Source organism: Ruegeria sp. AP12, assembly GCF_056540025.1.
This window is the reverse complement of record NZ_JBQFVZ010000320.1, coordinates 1-537: the sequence shown is the minus strand read 5'-3', so window position 1 is coordinate 537 and position 537 is coordinate 1. Positions and strand designations below refer to the sequence as shown.

The following is a 537-nucleotide window of genomic DNA, read 5'->3' as shown; positions in this document are numbered from 1 at the left end:
AGACCGAATGATCACCTGAGAGCGCCTTGCCCTCGGTCCAAAGCACAGATTTGCCGCGCGAAATAGGGTGATCTGAAATCTGGGGCAGACGCACAAGATCAATCACTTTTTCCGCCTTCGCCAAGTCATCGGCACTCGCCAGACGCAGGGGCAAAACCGGAGTTTCTGCACAGCTGAGCTCGACCGCCTCCATCAAAGCCGAAACCTTTGCATCCGCGACGGTCGCGCCTTTGCCTTGCGTCACGGCCAGAGACCGCGAATTCGGACGATGCGCGGCGTAGACGGGTATGCCGATGCAATCCAGGCCAGTCAGATCAGCCAGCCGGGTGACGCCAAGGCGTTTCATATGGGGCAAGACGCGGTCCAGAACCTGTACGGACGGAACCGCGTGGGCAGGTGCTCGGTGCTGGTCGTCCTCCTCCTGCCTCATCTCTGTCAGCGGGGCTGATCCTAGCTGCGTGTGAATTTGTGCCTCTGTTTCAGCCCGTCGATATTGACCAGATAGCAGGTGCCTTCCGGTTCGAACTTGTCAGGCGG

General features: G+C 59.4%; 1 protein-coding gene. It reads right to left on the bottom strand.

The window, feature by feature from the left end:
• Positions 1-430, bottom strand: a 430-nt coding sequence (locus tag ACR0E6_RS22980) for a YcaO-like family protein (RefSeq protein WP_480587774.1), incomplete at its 3' end; no start/stop codon positions are given.
• Between the last annotated feature and the right edge of the window lie 107 nt (positions 431-537).